Annotated in this window: 15 protein-coding genes; 6 read left to right on the forward strand and 9 right to left on the reverse strand. The window is 64.1% G+C overall.

Annotated features, from left to right (window positions below; genetic code table 11):
* Positions 1-71: 71 nt before the first annotated feature.
* Genes LVE68_RS00915 through murI form a run of 3 tightly spaced genes read right to left on the reverse strand, consistent with a single transcriptional unit; the run spans position 72 to position 7334 of the window.
* A complete protein-coding gene (locus LVE68_RS00915; protein ID WP_232942290.1) occupies positions 72-3590 on the reverse strand; it encodes a UvrD-helicase domain-containing protein in 3519 nt (1172 codons plus the stop codon).
* Positions 3587-6355, reverse strand: a complete 2769-nt coding sequence (locus LVE68_RS00920; protein ID WP_232942292.1) for a PD-(D/E)XK nuclease family protein — start codon at positions 6353-6355, stop codon at positions 3587-3589. Before LVE68_RS00920 ends, LVE68_RS00915 begins: the two co-directional genes overlap by 4 nt.
* A 46-nt stretch (positions 6356-6401) precedes the next feature.
* Positions 6402-7334: a glutamate racemase gene (gene murI / locus LVE68_RS00925; RefSeq protein WP_232942294.1), complete on the reverse strand. Its 933-nt coding sequence runs from the start codon at positions 7332-7334 to the stop codon at positions 6402-6404.
* 87 nt (positions 7335-7421) lie between these two features.
* On the opposite strand from murI, the gene rmuC reads away from it, so the two are divergent.
* The 4 genes from rmuC to bla are packed head-to-tail and all read left to right on the forward strand — an operon-like array spanning position 7422 to position 11225.
* A complete protein-coding gene (gene rmuC, locus LVE68_RS00930; protein WP_232942296.1) occupies positions 7422-8891 on the forward strand; it encodes a DNA recombination protein RmuC in 1470 nt (489 codons plus the stop codon).
* A 6-nt stretch (positions 8892-8897) separates the two neighbouring features.
* Positions 8898-9830 (forward strand): AEC family transporter, encoded by a 933-nt coding sequence (locus tag LVE68_RS00935; protein WP_232942298.1) that lies wholly within the window; start codon positions 8898-8900, stop codon positions 9828-9830.
* A gap of 11 nt (positions 9831-9841) precedes the next feature.
* Positions 9842-10306: a DUF2489 domain-containing protein gene (locus LVE68_RS00940; protein WP_232942300.1), complete on the forward strand. Its 465-nt coding sequence runs from the start codon at positions 9842-9844 to the stop codon at positions 10304-10306.
* Positions 10307-10349: 43 nt separating this feature from the next.
* Entirely contained in the window at positions 10350-11225 is an 876-nt protein-coding gene (bla, locus tag LVE68_RS00945) for a subclass B3 metallo-beta-lactamase (RefSeq protein ID WP_232942302.1), read from the forward strand.
* On the opposite strand, the gene trmA is transcribed toward bla, so the two are convergent.
* The gene (trmA, locus tag LVE68_RS00950; protein ID WP_233006745.1) at positions 11226-12314 is read right to left on the reverse strand and encodes a tRNA (uridine(54)-C5)-methyltransferase TrmA; all 1089 of its coding nucleotides are present in this window, start codon (positions 12312-12314) and stop codon (positions 11226-11228) included.
* 176 nt (positions 12315-12490) lie between these two features.
* On the opposite strand from trmA, the gene LVE68_RS00955 reads away from it, so the two are divergent.
* Positions 12491-12895 carry a secondary thiamine-phosphate synthase enzyme YjbQ gene (locus LVE68_RS00955; RefSeq protein ID WP_232942304.1) on the forward strand — a complete coding sequence of 135 codons (405 nt, stop codon included), beginning with the start codon at positions 12491-12493 and terminating at the stop codon, positions 12893-12895.
* A gap of 394 nt (positions 12896-13289) precedes the next feature.
* Positions 13290-14372, forward strand: a complete 1083-nt coding sequence (locus LVE68_RS00960) for an alkene reductase (RefSeq protein WP_232942306.1) — start codon at positions 13290-13292, stop codon at positions 14370-14372.
* Positions 14373-14588: 216 nt separating this feature from the next.
* On the opposite strand, the gene LVE68_RS00965 is transcribed toward LVE68_RS00960, so the two are convergent.
* The 5 genes from LVE68_RS00965 to LVE68_RS00985 form a co-directional block, all read right to left on the reverse strand.
* On the reverse strand, positions 14589-14924 hold the full coding sequence (locus tag LVE68_RS00965) for a TusE/DsrC/DsvC family sulfur relay protein (RefSeq protein ID WP_232942308.1): 336 nt from the start codon (positions 14922-14924) through the stop codon (positions 14589-14591).
* Complete coding sequence (tusB, locus tag LVE68_RS00970; protein WP_232942310.1) at positions 14924-15205, reverse strand: sulfurtransferase complex subunit TusB; 282 nt, start codon at positions 15203-15205, stop codon at positions 14924-14926. Before tusB ends, LVE68_RS00965 begins: the two co-directional genes overlap by 1 nt.
* A 3-nt stretch (positions 15206-15208) precedes the next feature.
* The gene (gene tusC / locus LVE68_RS00975; RefSeq protein ID WP_232942312.1) at positions 15209-15571 is read right to left on the reverse strand and encodes a sulfurtransferase complex subunit TusC; all 363 of its coding nucleotides are present in this window, start codon (positions 15569-15571) and stop codon (positions 15209-15211) included.
* Positions 15572-15581: 10 nt separating this feature from the next.
* Entirely contained in the window at positions 15582-15974 is a 393-nt protein-coding gene (gene tusD, locus LVE68_RS00980) for a sulfurtransferase complex subunit TusD (RefSeq protein WP_232942314.1), read from the reverse strand.
* 91 nt (positions 15975-16065) lie between these two features.
* A complete protein-coding gene (locus LVE68_RS00985; protein WP_232942316.1) occupies positions 16066-16743 on the reverse strand; it encodes a Bax inhibitor-1/YccA family protein in 678 nt (225 codons plus the stop codon).
* Positions 16744-16760: the final 17 nt, after the last annotated feature.

Consider the following 16760-nt stretch of genomic DNA (forward strand, 5'->3'; position numbering starts at 1 on the left):
TGAAACCAGTTTTGCGCCGTTGATTAGGATGAACCTTTAGGCTCCATGCCGGTATTGTGGCGCAGCCGGGATCAGAACTCCGCCAGTCGTCGCAGCAGGGGGAAGTACAGGGCGCAGCGGATATCCCGCTCGCCCCGCTCGAAGAATAGCCGTCGGTAATTCTCCAGCTGGCCCCGGTAGCGCTCTACCTGGGCCGCAATAAACTCCGCTTCATCCTGCCCGTCCAGCGGTTCTGCTGTCTTGTAATCCACAATCCAGCGGATGCCATCGGTATCGATAAAGGTGCGATCCACAATATGGCGTCGCAACTGTCGCCCGCCACTGTGAATTTCCAGTTCGCTGGCCGCATCGCGGTGGTTGTGGTCCAGCAGCCAGCGGCCCTGGGTGCACCCCAGGGCATTGCGGATGGCGAGCTCCACCTTTTCCCGCGCCGTCGCCAGGCCGTTACCGTGCAGGCCCAGCTGGCGCAGGCGCAGGTCCCACAGCGGGCGTTGCGCCTCGATACGGTTGTCACCCCATTGACCGGGTCCGGTTTCGGCGATGGTGGCCAGGGTTTCGTGGGCGACGGTGCCGGCGTGGCGCAGCCAGCGTTGCGCGACCCGGCCGAGCTCCGGGATATTGGGTTCGTCACTTTCCCGCGGGCGATAGTCTGGCATGCGGTAGGGCGCCAGCCATTCGGTTGCCGGGATTGCTGGTGCCTGCCAGCGTGCCGGGAGGCGCAGGAAAAAGTCCCGGTCGCCGGACGAACTGTCGCCGCCAGGCTCGTTCGCCGTTATTTCATCCGGCTCAATCCAGTGACACCATTCCGTGGACTCTGACAAAGCGGGCCAGATACCAGCCAGTAGCGCGGCGCTGCCGGGAGCCTTGAAGCCCGGTTTCTTGTCTTCGCGCTGGACACAGGCCAGCAGGTGCAGGGAGCGAATGGCCCGGGTGCAACCCACGTAGAGCAGGCGTGTGCCCTCCAGGCGCTCGCGTTCGTTATTGTCGTATTTGAGGTAATCGAACAGTGGGTCCTTTTCCCCGCGGGCACTCTTGGGAGCCAGCAGGAAGCGGCTGTCACCGTCGCTGTTGAGCCACTCGGCCCAGCGCAATAACTGGTCGCCGCCGGGTTTGCCGCCCTGGTCCAGTCCGGGAATCAACACATGTTCGAATTCCAGTCCCTTGGATTTGTGGATCGTCATTACCTGGACTGCCGCGTCCTCGCCCGGGCGGGCGAAAAGCTTCTCCAGCGCCAGCTGGAACTGCTGCCAGTCTCCGATGCTCCCACCCTGGTCGTGTCGTTCCAGCAGCCGGAAATAATCCTCCACGTTCTCGATCTCGGTGGTCCTGGCAATGCAGGCGGGTCCACCCAATGCCAGCCACAGGCCCTCAATCCAGAGGCGCAGGGGTTTGCGGCCACGCTGTTGCCGGGCACGCAGCAGCACATTGCCCGCCTGCTGCAGGCGTTCGCGCCCGTCACTGGAAAGGCCCTCGATGGTGCCTGCACTGGCAATGGCCGCAAGCAGTGGGAGGGCTGTGGCATCTGTAGCCGGGCGCTCACCGTTGCCCCAGTTGGCCAGGGTGTGGAGATCGGCCCAGCTGAGCCCGCACCAGGGGGCGCGCAGCACAGCGAGCCAGCTGAGCCGGTCGCTGGGGTCGAGCAACGCACGCGTGAGGCTGAGCAAGTCCAGGATCACCATCTTGCTGGCCAGCGGCGCCAGTTCGGGAGCCTGGTAGGGGATGCCTGCAGCGGCCAGTGCCGGCAGTACCTGGTCGAGGTGTTTTTTCTTCCGTACCAGGATGGCAATGCGCCCGCCGGGATCATTTTGCTGCAGTTGCTGCACCAGCCGGGTTACCTGCGCAGCTTCCGCCGCCCGGTCCGGGTCTTCGATACAACCGTAGAACTGAACCGCAGGGGCGGGCCAGCCATTGCCGCGGAAGGCGATGGAATCCAGGTAGCGCACGGCGCCACGGCCGATATTGTCCTGCGCCGGGAAAGCACCCCGGAATACCTGGTTCACCCAGTCCACCACCGCGCTTTCGGAGCGGAAGTTTACCTGCAGGTCCAGCGGCTCCAGCGCTACCTCGCCAATCCCGTGGGCACGGGCCTCGAGGAAGATTCCCACGTTGGCGTTGCGGAAGCCGTAACAGGACTGCATGCCGTCGCCGACGATAAACAGGGTGCGACCGTCCTCCGGCTGCCACCCGGCAGTGAGTTTTTCCAGCAGCTGCAATTGCATCTGCGATGTGTCCTGGAACTCGTCGACCAGAATATGCTGCACCTGCAGGTCGAGTTTCAGCGCCAGGTCGGTGGGCGCATCGCTGTCACCCAGTGCTACCAGTGCCGCCTGCGCCACTTCGGTATAGTCGGTGGCGCCCAGCTGCTGGAATACCAGCTTCAGCTGGGCCACCAGCCGTGGCAGGACTTCCGCCATGGCTTCCAGCAGGTCCCACTGTTGCTGCGGCAGTGCCGAGGGCAGGCGGCGCACTTCATTGATTGCCGCCAGCAGTGCGTCGTTGTCCGCCAGTTCTGCCAGCAGGTCCTTCATGCGTGCCTTGTTCGCCTGGGCGCGGTCGTACCCCGGGTCGGTCTTGGCGGGGGAGATAAAACCCAGTTTCTTGTTCAGGCCGCCGCCCTTGCGCCACTCGCCCCTGGCCGTCACCAGTAACTCTGTCAGCGCCGTCCAGGTGGGTAGCCCGCCGTGGTCGGTCGGTGGGGCGCCGCTGATGCCGGCGCAGCGGGCCAGCGGATGGGCCGGGTTGTCCCGCTGCAGGTTGCCGCCGGCGTAGTCCGCCAGTTGCAGCAGTTCGCCGGTGACACTACCCAGTGCGCCTTGCAGCCGCTCGAGGTTTTCCGCTGTCATTTCGTCTACGACGAAATGGAAGTATTCGCGTGCGTCGGCACTGTCGCTGCTGCCAATACCCACCAGCTGGCCGAGCCACTGTTCGCGTTTCTCCAGCAGCATCTGCAGCAGCTTGTCGAGCTGGCCCAGGTCGTTGTCCAGGTGCAGCAGCAGTCGCTGCAATGCCGGGTCGGGAGATTCGCTGGCGAGCCCCTCCAGCAGTTTTGCCACGGCCATCTGGAAGGCGACAGCCGGCTGTTCCAGCGGCTCCCCGGGCGCACCCAGGCCGCTGTCGAGTGGTAGCTGGCTGGCCAGGCTGCGGCACAGGCCGTCGATGGTCTGGAAGCGTAGCCGCTGGGGCGCCTTCAGCAGTTGCCAGTTATGGCGCTGGTCCTGCTCCAGCAGCTGCCGGGCCAGGTCCCAGGTGACGGCGTCGTGGGGGTTGCCCGGGCGCGGTTCATCGCGGGCCTGGAGCAGCGCCCGGACCAGGCGCTCGCGCATCTCGCCAGCGGCTTTCCGTGTGAAAGTGATGGCGAGGACATCCTCGGGCTGGCGGCTGTGGGCCAGCAACTTGAGTACACGCTGGGTCAGCAGCCCGGTCTTGCCGGAGCCGGCCGGCGCCGACACGGCAAAGCTGCGGGTGATATCCAGGGCGGCGGCGCGGGCGTCGGCATCGGCCGGCCGGCGGGTCTCACCGGCTGTGCTTGCCTGGGTATCGCTCCCTTCCGGTGCCTGAGGGCCCGGTTGTACCAGGTCGAATTCGCTCATGATTGGGACTGCTCCCGTTCCGGCCAGCGGTTGAGCGGCCAGAGGTTCTCGTAATTGTCACTCTTGATGCGGTCGAACTGCAGCGAGGCATGACCGGTGCGGTATTCGGTGGCGAGCATTTCCAGGCTCTGCTGCCAGTGCTCCGCCAGCTGTGCCCAGTTGCCGAAGGGGCCGTCTTTCTCCAGGTCGCCCACGGCCTTGATGCCGGCCACCGGTTGCTCCAGTTCGCCGGTGCCACTCCAGGTACATTCGCCAAAGCGTACCTGGCCGAAGGCGATGGCACGGGCATCGGGCCGGGCCAGTGCGTACATGGGCAGCTGTGGCTCGCGCAGCCTCTCCTGTTGCCAGTCCCTTACCGATGGCTGGCGGCTCTTGTAATCGATCACCATGGCAGCCCCATCCGGCAGGCGATCCAGGCGGTCCAGGCGCAGCTCGAAGCGCAGCCCGCCGATTTCCATTGCCTGCTGGAACTCGGTGGCCTCCACACGGAATCCCGGCCGGGTCATTTCCAGCTCCAGCCACTGTGCCAGCAGGCGCTCAAGGCGCTGCTGTTCCAGGCGCCAGAAGCCTTCTGGCAGGTGCGCCTGGTGACGGCGGACCTGGCGAATTGCCTCCGTGACGGACGCACTGATGGTGCTGTCCCGCGCTTCATCGGAAAGCTGGTGCAGCTGCGAAGAATCGCCGCAGCGTTGCCAGAATTCCGCCAGCGCCTCGTGCATCAGCTTGCCCCTTTCGGCCGGGTTGAGGCCCAGGGTCGGTGCGTTGTAAGTCACGGCCCCCAGCCGGTAATGCAGCTGCGCGTTGAGTGGGCACAGGGCCTGGGCCTTGAGCACCCCGGAGCCGCCCCGTACCGGGGCGCACTCGGCAGGGCGCAGGGCGGGAAACACAGGGTCCGGCACGGTTTCCAGTTGGGCGGACTGCGCCAGTGCGCGGTAGTGTTGCGCCAGCGTATAGCCGCTTGCAGCGTCGCTGTCGCAGGCCACTCCGCTTTCCGGTTGCCGGGTGGAGGGGGGCTGCGGGGGGAACAGGGCGCTCAAACCCTGCTCGACGCCGTCGGCCTCGCGGGCATAGCTGACGTCGACCTCACCGCTGGCGCCCAGCAGGTCGGCGGTGAGTTCCGCCGCCAGTTCCAGTTCGCGCTCGGCACTGGCGCGGGGCATCTGCCAGTGTTTCTGCCACTGTACCGGCAACAGTGGATTGGGCGCCGGGGCCGGCGGCCACTGCTGTTGGCCAAATCCCACCAGCCGCAGGTGGTCAAAGGACAGGGCGCCGGCCTCCAGGACCCCGAGGATCTGTACCGGCCCGTCGCGGGTTTCCGCCTGGAAGGGGGTGCGGCTGGCAATGCGCCGCAGGTGCTGCAGCGCCTGGTTGAGGGTCAGGATACCGGTGAAGGGCGACAGTGCCGCCAGCTCTTCCAGTACCTGCTCCCAGAGGCTCAGTTGCTGGTACTCCTGGCTGTCCGGGTTGCGCGGCCCGGGCCAGCCCAGGGCACCCAGCACGCGGGAGAATCGCTCTGCCCAGGTTTCCGCCGGGGCTTTGTGCCAGCGGCGCGCCCAGTCCCCAACCGTCTCCAGCTGCCGGGGCAGGACCGGCTGCGCCAGTTCCAGCTTTTCCGCCAGTTGTTCGGCGCAGTAGCGCAGGGTGTCGCCGCGCACCTGCCACAGCTCGCGTTTCTGTAGCTGGCGGAACAGGGCGCAACGCAGGGCGGTCTCGCTGTCCTCATCGGCAGCCGCGGGGCCGGGTTGGCCATCTTGAACCTCGCTGGCTGCGCCCCAGAAGGGGTTGAACAGTAGGTTGCGCAGCTGCGAGTAGTCCCACTGGTCCTGGAGGATCTCCAGTAACTGCAGGGCACCGCCGCCAACCGGCGTCTGGGCCAGGGGAGTACCCGCGGAAAAGTTGAAGGGCAGGGTGTAGCGGGGCTGGTCGGGGTCCAGGGCCTGGGGTTCCAGTACCCGCGCGAAGATGGTTTCCACCAGGGCCCGGCACTGGCCCAGGTTATTGACCACGATGCCCAGGCTGGCATGGGAATCCCGGGAGAGGTGCCGGGCGGCCCAGCGCGCGGCGCTGTAAAGCTCCTCCTCCAGGTCGGCGCAGGGGACGATGCTGACCCGGCTGTCGAGGCGTGTAACCGGGTGGCGCTCGACGGTAGCGGCAGCCGAGCCAATGATATGTTCAGCCAGCGGTGAGACCTGCGCAAATCCCGCCATGGCGATGCGGGGCAGGGGGGGCAGCACGCCCTCGGTAAACGCGCGCGCCAGCAGCAGGTCGCGCATGTCGGGGGTGATGGCATCGCGCTCACCCAGTTCGCGGATAAAGGCCTGCACCAGGTCGAACAGCGGAAAGGCGTCGCGGGCCAGGGCGAACTGTTCCAGGTGCGGGCCGATGGCGTCTTCCAACGCCTCGCCCTGGAGCTGTCCCAGGTCGAGGATGCGCCACTGGAGCAGCTGCGACAGGGCGGCATCGGCGTCCCGGCACAGCTGCTGGCTGTTCAGCAGCTGGCGCTCGATGGTCTGGTCCAGGGCGCGCTGCCACAGCAGCTGGCGCTGTTCCGGGTTGAGTACCGGTTTCCACGCGGGTTGCCAGCCCTGTTGCTGCAGCCGGAACCAGGTGCTGTCGAGCCAGCCCTGTAGCGATTCCACAGCCGGGGGCGCCCAGTTCTGCCGGTCTCGCTGGCTGCTCGCATAGACCTGCTGGCAGCGATTGCGCAGTCGATTATTGGGTGTCAGCAGCAGCCCGCCCTCGGGCAGCTGGGATAGGATGTCCAACGCGGGAAACGCCGGTTGCAGCATGGGATGGTCCCCGACCGGTGGGTTATTGGTGTTTCTGTTGTTGTTTGCGATCCGGCGCCGAAGCGGGCGCAGCGGGTCCCGGGCCGATGGTCTCACTGTGCAGCGGGAACTCGCTGAAGGCGGTGGCGATCCGGCCCCCGGTGTCCGCGGCCGTCATCAGCAGGGCGCCGTCGCTGGCTGTCCCGGCCAGGGTAAGCTCCAGCTCCCCCAGCCACCACTGTACCCGGCGGGCGATCGCGGCACCGGAATCCAGCCACTCTACCGGTTGCGGCGCGTAGCGATCCAGTTCCTCCCGCAGCAGCGGGAAATGGGTACAGGCCAGCACTACCGTATCAACCCGGTCGCCGCCCGGCACGTCGAAGATTCGCGCCAGCACCGGCGCCAGCTGGTTGCGGGAGACCGGTTCGCCGCGCAGCTTCGCCTCGGCCAGGCGTACCAGTTCCGGTGCCGGGACGTTAATGACCTGTGCGCCATCGGCAAAATCCCGGATCAGCCCGCGCGTGTAGTCGCGATTCACCGTACCCTCGGTCGCCACCAGGGCGATAGTGCCCGTGTGGCTGGCCCGGGCCGCCGGCTTGACTGCCGGCACCACGCCGACCACGGGGCCGGGCAGGGCGGCGCGCAGCTCCGGCAGGGCCAGGGTGCTGGCGGTATTGCAGCCCACTACCAGGATATCCGCCCCGCAGCGCTGCATCATCGCAGTCGCAGTGGCCACGATCCGCGGGCGCAGTTGCTCCTCGCTCTTGTCGCCGTAGGGGAAAAAGCCGTTATCCACCCCGAAGTGCAGGGTCAGGCCCGGCAGCAGGGTGCGTATCTCCCGGGCGATGCTGATGGCACCCACCCCGGAATCGAAAATCAAGGCACTTGGGGGGCGATTGCCGCCCTTGTTAGAATGTGCGTCGCTCAATGGAATGGCATCCAGTTGCATCACTCGGGTCCGCTTGGCCGAAAGCATACCAAAATCCCGGCGTGTCCACGCGGCTTCGGCTCCCGCAAGGATCCATTCCATCCGGACGCAATAAACCAGAAACAGAGTCCCCCTATGGAAGTATTTCCCCTGCAGTTGAACGCGGAACAGGTCCTGGCCGCCGCACTGGTGGTGTTGGTGTTAGCCATTGGCCTTTGTGCCCTGGTGCGCCGCGGGCCGCTGCGCGCACTCGAGCAGGTGCGCAGCGACACTGAAACCCAGCGGGCGGAGCTGGAGGCCTGCCGCAACGAGCTGGGTGTGGCCCGGGCGCGGCTGGAGGGCAGCCGCGAGCGCGAGTCACAGCTGGTAACCGAGCAGGACAAGCTGCGGGCGGAACTGGCGGACAAGTCCCAGCGCCTGGTTCGCAGCCAGGTACTGGTGGAAAAGAGTGAGGCGGCGCTGGCGGAGCAACGCCAGCTGCTGGAGCAGACCCGCAAGGCAATGGCGGAGCAGTTCGAGAACCTGGCCAACCGGATCTTTGAGGAAAAACAGCAGGCATTCGTGCGGCGCAGCGAGGACAGCCTGCGCAAGAGCCTGGACCCACTGGAGCGCCAGCTGGGGGATTTCCGCAAGCGGGTGGAGCATGTCTACGACCGGGAGAATGCCGAGCGCAACTCCCTGCTGGGCCAGATCAAGGCGCTGCGCGAGCAGACCCAGCGTATCAGCGATGAGGCCCTCAACCTGACCTCGGCCCTCAAGGGGGACAGCAAGGTCCAGGGCAACTGGGGCGAGGTGGTGCTGGAGCGCCTGCTGGAGGAGTCCGGCCTGCAGAAGGGGCGTGAATACGAGACCCAGGTCACCATTACCAGTGACGGCAAGCGTCGCCAGCCGGATGTGATCGTACGGCTGCCGGAAAACAAGGACCTGATCATCGATGCCAAGGTCTCACTGACCGATTACGAGCGCTACGCCTCGGCGGAGACCGACGAGCAGCGTACCCAGGCCCTGAAGCAGCACGTGAACTCCCTGCGGGCCCATATCGCAGGGCTGAACAAGAAGGCGTACGAGCAGCTCGAGGGTGTGCGCTCGCTGGACTTCGTCTTTATCTTCGTGCCCATCGAAGCCGCTTACATGCTCGCCATGCAGGCCGACCCGGGCCTGTTCCGCTATGCCTATGACCGCCATATCGTGCTGGTGAGCCCCACCAGCCTGATGGCCACCTTGCGCACGGTGGAAAACATCTGGCGCTACGAGAAGCAGAACAAAAACGCGGAGAAGATTGCCGCCGAGGCGGGCAAGCTGCACGACCAGTTCTCTATGGTGCTGGCGGCCCTGGACGAGCTGGGCAACCGCATCCGCCAGACCGAGGAAGCCTACCAGCAGACCTACAAGCGGCTTGCCAGCGGGCGCGGCAATGCGGTCAAGCGAATCGACAGCCTGCGCAAGCTGGGTGCCAAGACCCGCAAGCAAATCGACCCGGCCCTGCGCGAGAAGGCGGAAGACGCCCACCGGGCCGCGCTACCGGAACCGGAGGCAGAAGCAGAGACAGAGACAGAGGCAGAGCTGGAAGTGAGTACCGGGGAATCGCCCGAGCTGGAAAGCTGATTGCCGATGGAAACTTTCGCCTTTGCGCTGTCGGTTACCGGCCCCATCTTCCTTACCCTGTTGATCGGCTATTGCCTGGCGCAGGTGGGCCTGCTGCGGGAATCGTTTGTCGACGATGCGTCGCAGCTGGTGTACCTGATCACGCTGCCGGTGCTGCTGTTTATCAATATTTTCACTTCCGGTGCGGAGCTGGCCGAGCAGTGGCCGCTGCTGCTGGCCGGGGCCGCCGGCACCCTGTTGACGATGCCGCTGGCATGGCTGGCGGCACGACCGCTCGCACACGGGGACCGCAGCGCATTTATCCAGGGCGCCTTCCGCGGCAACCTGGGGATTATCGGCCTGGCCTGGGCGCTGAATGCCTACGGCAACAGTGGCCTGGCGCAGGCGGCACTGCTGATGGCAGTGGTCACGATCCTGTACAACCTGGCGGCCGTGACACTGTTTGCGGCCTACAGCCTGCAAACCCGCTTCAGCTGGCGGCGCCTGTTGCGGGATATTGCCCAGAACCCGCTGATCATCGCCATTGTGCTGGCACTGGTTTTCCGCGAGCTGGGCCTGCGATTGCCGGAAATCCTGCTGCAGACCGGGGATTACCTGGCTTCCATCACCCTGCCACTGGCCCTGCTGTGCATCGGCGCCAGCCTGGACCTGAGCCAGTTGCGCCAGAGTTCCGCGGGGGCGGTGGGCGCATCGGCATTCAAGCTGTTGCTGGTGCCGCTGGTGCTGCTCGGCTGTGGCTGGCTGCTGGCGTTGCCATCACAGTCACTGGGGGTACTGTTCCTGATGGCTGCCGCCCCCACCGCCACGGTTTCGTTTATCATGGCGCGCGCGCTCGGCGGCAACAGCCAGCTGGCCGCCAATATTGTCGCGCTCAGCACATTGCTGTCGATTATCACCGCCAGCCTGGGGCTGGCGATCCTGGAATCCATCCTGTCGTAGAAGGGGTTGTTATGACCGAGTTTCCCACCTGGCTGCTGGTACTGGCAGCGCTGATCATCTTTGCGCTGGCCGCGGTGGCGGGCTACTACGTGCGCCGCCTGCAGTTAGCGACCCGGAAACAGAAACAGCAGCTGGCCGAACTGGAGCAGGCGGCAGAAGAGCAGCGCCAGCGGGTCAACGACAGTATCCAGATCATCGCGCGGACACTGCTGGACGAGGGGGTCGGCATGACCGAGGCCGCAATCCGTATTCGCGTGTTGCTCGACGCGCTGCAGGTGGAGCAGGCGGTGAAAGATGAATTTGTGGCTTTCTACACCATTGCCGACAAGACTGACCATATCCCCATCCTGCAGGAGTGGAAAAAGCTCTCGCCGAAAGAGCGGTTCAGGTTTGAAAATGAAATGGTGGCGCTGGAAGAGGAATACCGGGATTTTGCCCTGGACGCGGCCAAACGGATCCTGGGCAGGCAGTTCTGACAATTGCCACTGGCCCGAAATAAATAAGAAAAAGGGAAATCCTATGTTGCCGAAAATGCTGGTTTCGATCTGTGTGACTTTCTGCCTGGCCGGCACTGTGCAGGCGGCCAGTGAAAAGTGCCGGAATGATGATGGCTGGGAGTCCCCGGCACCGGCAACAAGGATTTTTGCCAATACCTGGTATGTGGGGACCTGTGGGCTGAGTGCGGTGCTGGTCACCTCGGCGGATGGTCATATCCTGCTGGATGGTGGCACCGCCGGCGCCGCGCCGCTGGTTGAGGACAGTATCCGCGCGCTGGGATTCCGTCCCGGGGATGTCCGCTTTATTCTGAACTCCCACGAACATTTCGATCACGCCGGTGGGATCGCACAGTTGCAGCGGCGCACGGGTGCCACTGTGGTGGCGCGGGCGCCCGCGGCAGAGGTGCTCGAGCGGGGCGCCAGCGATCGCGGTGACCCGCAGTTACTGAGCCTGCAAGAGTTCGCCCCGGTTTCATCCGTACGGCGCATCGCGGACGGGGACCACCTGCGGCTGGGACCACTGGAGCTGGAGGCAGTTGCGACCCCGGGGCATACCCCGGGCGGCACCAGCTGGACCTGGCAAAGCTGCGATGGCAGTGGCAACTGCCGGTCGATGGTCTATGCCGACAGCCTTACCGCGATTTCGGACGATGTATTCCGCTACACGGATTCCGATCTGTTGCCGGCGCTCAGGGAGACCCTTGAGCGGGTAGGGGAGCTGGACTGCGATATCCTGGTGACAACGCATCCCTCCGCCAGCCGCCTGTGGCAACGGCTGGGTCCCGGCGCCACCGAGCCGCTGGTGAACCAGTCTGCATGTGAGGAATACGCTGCGGCGGCCCGGCAGCGGCTGGAAAAACGCCTGCAACGGGAATCGCAGGCACAGGGCGGCCGCTGACTAACGCCGCACCAGCAGCAGGCCGGTCTCGGTATGGTCGGTGTAGGGAAACTGGTCGAACAGCGCGAAACGCTCTATGCGGTGGGTCTTGCTCAGCGCCGCCAGGTTTTCCAGCTGGGTGTCGGGATTGCAGGAGATATACAGGATGCGCGGGAAGCGCGCGACCATGGCACAGGTGTCCGCGTCCAGCCCCGCGCGCGGCGGGTCCACCAGCACGGTGGAAAAGTCATAGCTGTCGAGGTCGATATCCCGCAGGCGGCGGAACGGTCGCACCTTGTCAATCGCCTGGGTGAACTCCTCACTGGACAGGCGCACGATATCCAGGTTGGTGATGCCGTTCGCGCGAATGTTTTCCTGTGCGGAAGCGACCGAGACCTTGGAGATTTCCGTTGCCAGTACCTTGTCAAAGTGCTCGCACAGGGGAATGGTCAGGTTGCCATTACCACAGTAGAGTTCCAGCAGGTCGCCTTCGCTGTCCCGGCAGGCATCCATGGCCCAACCGATCATGGCCCGGCAGATTTCCCCGTTGGGCTGGGTGAAGCTGCCCTCGACCTGCTTGTACTGGTAGGTCCTGTCCCCGATCTGCAACTTCTCGATGACGTAATCCCGTTCCAGCACCAGCTTCTGCTTACGTGAGCGGCCCAGGATGGGGAAGCCGAGCCGCTCCTGCAGGGCCCGCGCCTCGCGCTCCCATTCCTCATCCAGCTTCTTGTGGTAGATCAGGGTAACCAGTGCATCACCGCTCAGGGTGGTGAGGAACTCCGCCGAGAAGAGGCGCTTGCGCAGTATCTCGCTGGCATTCACCGCTTCCAGCACCTGAGGCATCAGGCGGTTCATCAGTTCAGAACCAACCGAGAACTCCTCGATGATAAAGGGCTGCTTGTATTCCCCCTGGCGGTACATGGCATAGTTCGCAGTACCCTTTTCCTGCCAGACCTTGAATTCCGCGCGCAGCCGGTAGTGACTGGGCGGGGAGGGGAACACCTCTGGGGCCAGGTCGGTATAGGCGCTGTAGCGCTCGCGCAGCCGTTCCGCCTTCTCTTGCAGCTGGGCGGGATAATCGTCGGTGTTTACTCGATGCAGGGCCATACCGGTAACAGTCTCAAACAGGGGCCAGTCGCTGTGGCCGGGAACAGGGGCGCGGATTATAACGATCTGCAGCCCGGCCGTATAATCCCCCATAAAGATAGTCCGGCGCAGGAGCCGTTCCCGTATGAATGGCCCCGTACCAGTAAATTCGTTCCACGACAGGAAGGAGGTTGCCCGTGGCAGTAGGAGAGATAGAAGTCGCAGTCAGTGGACAGGGGTTGCATGAATTCACCGCCGAGGCAGAGCGCTGGCTGGCGGCACAGGGAGCCAGCGAGGGGCTGTGCACTCTCTTTATCCAGCACACCTCGGCAAGCCTGCTGATCCAGGAAAATGCGGACCCCTCGGCCCGCCATGACCTGGAGCAGTGGCTGAACCGCCTGGTGCCGGAGAATGACCCGCTCTATACCCATACCATGGAGGGCCCCGACGACATGCCGGCCCATATCAAGGCGTCGTTGACCGCCACCAGCCTGTCGGTGCCGGTGAAGGATGGCCGCCTGATGCTCGGTACCTGGCAGGGGATTTTCCTGTGGGAACACCGCCACCATCGGGGACGGCGCCGGGTGATCCTGCATGTTTAATAGCAGGAGGCCTGAACATTGCCCTGTGAAGAAGGGCATGCCGTAGCTTTGCGAGAGCGCCCGCAATGCAATTGGACGATTCCTGCGGTCACCGTTCTGAAGCGGCAAAATAAAATCACCCATGGCTTTCTCTGCTTACCACTGCAGCAGGCTCGATAAGCAGCTTTTCAGAGAGCATCCCAGTTGTAGAATTGAGCAATCATGGGGCAGGTTCCAGTTACCGAAAATTTCGCTCTATCGCCCACAATCCTTTTTTACCGTGAATACCTTCGATTGACCCGGTGAGCACTGCACCAGTGCTCTCCAGCACCGTAAGGTCGAAGAAGTCTCTGTGCCACTCTGTCCCGAACAGGACTTGGAGGGGCAGGGCGCATTATCGAGGATGAGAACAGATATGAGCGATCTCTTTACTCCCCTGAAACTTGGCGCCGTTGCGGCGGAAAACCGGGTCCTGATGGCGCCATTGACACGCTGCCGTGCCGATGCAGAGCATGTGCCTACGGACCTGATGGTGGAATACTACAGCCAGCGGGCCACTGCCGGCCTGATCATTGCGGAAGCCACCATGGCAATGGAGGGGGCTTCGGCGTTCTGGCGCGAGCCGGGCATCTACTCCGAAGCTCAGGTGACCGGATGGCGGAAGGTTACCGATGCCGTACACGCGAAGGGTGGCAAAATCTTTTTGCAGATCTGGCACGGTGGTCGCGCCTGTCATCCACTGCTAAACGACGGCCGTGAGCCGGTCGCCCCAAGTGCATTGCCGATTACCAACGATGAAGTCCATACCCCGGCCGGTAAAAAGCCCTACACGGTCCCCCGTGAGCTGCGCGATGACGAGATTCCGGAAATTGTCGAGGGCTTTGCGATCGCCGCGGAGAATGCCAAACGCGCGGGGTTTGATGGCGTTGAAGTACACGGAGCCAACGGCTACCTGCTGGACGAATTCCTGCGCGATGGCGCGAATCTCCGGGAGGGGCCCTATGGTGGCCCGATTGAAAACCGCGCGCGCCTGCTGCTGGAAGTACTCGATGCCGTCTGTAACGTATGGGGCGCGGACCGGGTCGGGCTTCGCCTGTCGCCGCTGAACAGCTTCAACAGCATGAAAGACAGCGATCCTGTCGGCCTGGTCACCTGGCTGGCGCAGCGCCTGAATGAATATGGCCTCGCTTATCTGCACTTGATGCGTGCCGACTTTTTCGGTGAACAGCAGGCAGATGTGATATCGCCCGTGCGGGATCACTACCGTGGCAACCTGGTTGTTAATATGGGATACAGCGGTGCGGAGGCCGATGCCGTAATCGCCCGGGGCCAGGCGGATGCGGTGGCCTTTGGCGTGCCGTTTATCGCCAATCCGGACCTGCCCCGTCGCCTGCGCGAAGGCGCGGAGCTGAGTGAGGCGGATCCTTCGACTTTCTACACCCAGGGCGGGGAAGGCTATATCGACTATCCGGCGCTGGAAGAGCTGGTCGAGGCTTGATCGAGCCTGCGGGAGACAAGTGTCTCCCGCAGTTCCGGGGCATTTTGACGCTTGATGTTGTTGCCAATGATCAAGACACGCCCCGGTAACAGGGATGACGCTGTCCAGTGCATCCAGGTCCTGTGGGTACCCGGCGAACCAGGCCGGGAAGCCCTTGAGGAAGTTGCTAGCTTTCCGCACGCACAGCGCAAATTCGGGTATAGGGAGTAAGTCGCCTCAGAGGCAATTGGTGGGCTTGGGCAGGCCGGCGATCTTGCTGCCGAGCTTGGCCGGGCTCTCCGGGAACAGGCGCATCAGGTAGATGCTGCGGCCCTTGTCAGGACCCAGGTGCAGGGCCACATATTTCACCAGCGGTCGCATGGCGGGGGACAGTTCGAACTCCCGATAGAAGTCCTGTAGCAGGCGGATAACCTCCCAGTGCTCCCCGGTCAGCTCAATTCCCTCGGCCTGTGCCAGGGCCTCGGCCACAGCCGGGCTCCAGTCGTCCCGGTTGCGCAGGAAACCTTCCTTGTCCAGCGGGATATCCCGCCCCTCAATAGTTATCTTGCCCATCACTTGAACCAGCTGACGATTGGGTTGTGTTCGGTACACAGGGACACCCATTGGGCGTCGTCGATTGCCTCGATTTTACCAGGAATTGCCAGGCCACGTGCCCGCGCATCAGCGCCGAGGCAGTAAACCGGTTGTACCACTGGTGTATCGGTGAGGGCTCCGGCCAGGGCGTAAACCCCGTCCTCGATGAGCAGCAGGGCGTCCCCCTCGGCAAAAGCGGCAATGCAGTCCGCGAGCGCGGTGCTGGAATAGGGCGACTTGCTGACAATGTGCAGGGTCATGATTCAAAAACTCAGTACGGTGTCGTAGCCGGCGATCAGCCTGCCGGTGTCGGCTACGGGGTGCAGTGCTGGGCCATCCTTTGCCAGGTCATCCAGGGATAGGCCCCGTTGCGCCAGGCTGCGCTGGCAGACAAAGGCACGCTCGATATCAAAGATGGGTAGCGCCTGCAGGTTGCGTTGCAGGCTCTTCTGGTCGATCCCGGCCGGTTGCTGGCCGGGCACCAGCTGGAACACGCCATCCCCGCAGAACAGGAGGTCCGGAGCCTGTTCCAGCGCCGATGCTGCCAGCACGGCCTCCAGGCCCTCGCGGGCGAGGGCGTTGCCGTAGGGTGCCTGGCGGCACAGGGCGAGGGTTCGTCGGGCCATGGGGTTCTCCTCAGCTGCCGAATGTCACCAGGCGGTCGGAATGGGCTACCGCATCGGCCAGTTGTCCCAGTCCTGCCAGCACGAAGCCCTCGGCCAGGTTGGCGGCGGGCCGCTCCAGCCTCCTCGCCTCACTGTCGCTCAGCACCCCGCGCCGCTGGGCGGCGGCGATACAGATTACCAGGTCCAGGCCGTGCTCGGCCTGCAGGGCCTGCCAGGCGGGCAGCAAGTCGGGCTCATCCTGAGGTGGGGTGGCAAGGCTGCTGCCGTTGTGGACCCCGTCGCAGTAGAAAAACACCCGGTACAGCTCGTGCCCCTGGCCCAGCAGCGCCTGCGCAAAGCGCAGTGCACTGGCGGCAGACTGGCTTGAGTGTGGGGCGGCATAGACGGCGAGGGAGAATTTCATGGCAGCTCGGTTGGGGGTATCAGAAATGGCCGGATACAAAAGGCCCCGCTCAAAGCGGGGCCCCGTTGGAACTGTTCAGCCAGTGGCTGGATCAATCGTCGGAAGCGAAGCCGATGATGTGCAGCAGTGCGGTGAACAGGTTCAGGATATCCAGGTACAGGCGGGTGGTGGCCATCAGGTAGTTGGTTTCACCACCATTGATGATCGCACTGGTGTCATACAGGATGAAGCCTGAGAACAGCAGGGCGATAACACCGCTCAGTACCACACTGGCCAGGGGCATATGCACGCCGAAGAAGCCGGCAATCATCATGCCCAGGGCACATACGAGGACTGCGATCAGGCCCACGAACAGGAAGCCGCCCATAAAGCTGAAATCCTTGCGGGTGGTCAGCACGTAGGCGGACAGGGCAAAGAAGATCAGTGCGGTGGTACCCAGCGCCTGGGTGATCACCTGGGCCATGCCGGCGGCAACGTAATAGTTCAGCAGCGGTGCCAGGGAGGCCCCCAGCAGGCCGGTGAACGCAAATACCACGCCCACGCCTGCACCGGAATTGGCGGTGCGCGGCAGGACAAACCATACCAGCACAATCGCGGCGATGGAGCACACCAGCCCCATACCGCGGCCCATGCCCAGGGCCATGGCGACACCCGCGGTGAAGGCACTGAACAGCACGGTCATGGCGAGCAGTGCGTAGGTATTACGCAGCACCTTGGCCGATTCAGCGCGGTCCAGGGCGCCTGAGGGTGAATATACTTGCGGTTGCATTAGCTTCTCCTGCTATT

Origin of the sequence: Microbulbifer sp. YPW16 (assembly GCF_021290385.1) — a bacterium.
Classification (GTDB): Bacteria; Pseudomonadota; Gammaproteobacteria; order Pseudomonadales; family Cellvibrionaceae; genus Microbulbifer; species Microbulbifer zhoushanensis.